We start from the raw sequence: 2182 nt of genomic DNA on the forward strand, positions 1-2182 counted from the left end.
ACGGTGAGCTGCGCGCCGGCCTTGTCGGGGCTCGCGGCCTTGTCCTGGCTCGCGGCCTTGAAGGTGAGGTAGAACGGCGCCTCGGGCGGCCCGCGCGTGGCGCTGACGAGCTCGTCGCGCACCGTCTCGACGATCGGCTTGCCGTCGCGCGTCGCCACAGGAACGTCGATCGCCATGCCGCCCTGTTGGCGCAGGGCGTCCGCCTCCCAGCCCGACCAGACCACCGTGTCGCCGCGGCGCAGGACGAGGCCGGTTCCGGCATCCGCGGCGGAGCGCGGATCGTTGACGGCTTGGGCCGCCTGCGCCGGCGCGTCGAGCACCCAGTTGAACAGGAACTTGCGGCCGCGGTTCAGCACCTCGAACAGCAGCGTGCCGCTCCCGCGGGCGGGGTCCTTCGGGCGCAGCATGAAGAGGTCGGTCCTGTATTCGACCAGGCCGCGGGCGTTTCGCGGCGCCAGCGCGATGTCGACGATGCCGGCGTTGGCTGGGTCCGCCGGGTCGAGCTCGCCGCGGGCCGTGCCGACGACGCGCTCGTAGGCGCCGGCCGCACCGAACATGGCTCCGTCGGCGAAGGGCTCGACCGCCGTGACGTCGATCCCGACGATGCGGGCCTCCGCGGGCGCGGCGCACAGCGCGCAGCCGAGCGCGGCGAGGATGGCGCCGTTGGTTCGCATGGTCACTCCCTGGTCCGGCTCGAAGAAGGCCGGTGCGGTCAGCAACCACACGTTGGGGCAAGCGTCGAGGGGGTGCGTCGTCCGAGAGGTGCCGACCTCGCCGACCTGTCAGCCGAGAGAGCCGGTCGCCGGTCCGGCGGCAATCGACGGCACGGGCGGTCGGACATCGATGTTGCCGACGCAAAAAAGGCGCCCGTATCGGGCGCCTGCGGAGAGGTCGAGCGTTGATCTTGCGAGGTGTGATGGATGGTGCTGCGAGGGGGGATCGAACCCACGACCTCCTCATTACCAATGAGGTGCTCTACCACTGAGCTACCGCAGCGACGGCTTTTCGGGGCCCGCGAGGGGGCGTCTCCGTCCAACCGAGAGGGGCTTTAAGGGATCGGCGGCGGCTTGGCAATCGCGTCTGGCGGTCCTGGCGGCGCAATCGACCGGACGGCTCACGATTTGGCGCGGCCGTCCTTCTTCAGCGCCGCGCGGATGATCGCCGCGAGGCCGGGTTCGGTGACGGCCTCGGCGGCTTCGGCCGGCGTGAACCAGCGCTGCTCGCGCTCGTGCTGCTCCGGCCAGCTCTTGCGGTGCTTGCGTACCTCGAGGGGGAACACCTTCACCTGGCACAGCACCGCATCGCGGTTCTTCAGGCGCTTCTGGTAGAGGTAGAAGCCGAGCGGCCGCTTGCCGATCTGCCCGAGCACGCCGGCCTCCTCGTAGGCCTCGCGTGCCGCCGCCTCGAACGGCTTGCGCCCCTTCATCGGCCACCCCTTCGGGATCACCCAGCGCCGGCTCTCGCGGGAGGTGACGAGGAGGACGCTGTAGCTCCCGTCGGGCTCGCGCCGGAACGGCAGCGCCCCGACCTGCGGGCGCGCCTCGCGCTCGTCGTCAAGCGGCATCGTCGTCATGCCCGCCGCCCCCGGGCGGACGCGCCGAAGCGTGCATGGCGCGCAATCACGTGCGGCCCGGTCGCGGCCAGGACGATGCGGTTTCCAGGACCGGAACGGGGATGGAACAGCGGCGAAGCCTCTCGGATCGAATAGTTACCCGGCAAATAATCGATCCGGGTCGTCCAGGGAAGCGAATGCCCTGCGACATCCAGGCCATTTCCCCGCCCATGACACGGACCTGACCCGGGTCAAACGCGCCAAGTCACGGCTCGGTCCCGTCCTGTCGGACAATCTGGTGCTGCAGGACGCTTGATCGAGATAGCTGTCCGATGAAAGCCCGATGCGGGGCAGGGTTCGGACCTGCGCCCAGTCCGGTCAGCCGAACCGGCGGGCCTTGGCTTCTGCATCCTCGTTCGGGCTGCCCGGAGGAAGGGGCTGCGGCAGGACGACGGGGCTTGCGGTGCCCGCCGGCATCGGTCCGGGCTCGGCGAGGTTCGCGGAAGAGCCGGTCGCAGGTCCGGTCCGTGCCGAGGGGGCGCCGGCCGGCAGGGTGGTGGCCGACGTCGCGCCGTTCGGCGGTATCGCGGTCGCCGGCTTCGGCTCGGTCGTCGAGACGCTCGCGGGGAA

1 protein-coding gene, 1 tRNA gene and 1 pseudogene are annotated in these 2182 nt (G+C 70.9%); all 3 read right to left on the reverse strand.

The genetic code is table 11. From position 1 onward, the window contains the following. A pseudogene (locus tag FV222_RS23895) lies at positions 1 to 674 on the reverse strand (hypothetical protein); the annotation flags it as partial. A gap of 247 nt (positions 675 to 921) precedes the next feature. Continuing rightward, positions 922 to 996: transfer RNA gene (locus tag FV222_RS23900), tRNA-Thr, on the reverse strand. A gap of 118 nt (positions 997 to 1114) precedes the next feature. Next, positions 1115 to 1573: an NUDIX hydrolase gene (locus tag FV222_RS23905; protein ID WP_147762735.1), complete on the reverse strand. Its 459-nt coding sequence runs from the start codon at positions 1571 to 1573 to the stop codon at positions 1115 to 1117. Between the last annotated feature and the right edge of the window lie 609 nt (positions 1574 to 2182).

The sequence above is a fragment of the Methylobacterium sp. WL103 genome, assembly GCF_008039885.1.
Taxonomy (GTDB): Bacteria; Pseudomonadota; Alphaproteobacteria; order Rhizobiales; family Beijerinckiaceae; genus Methylobacterium; species Methylobacterium cerastii.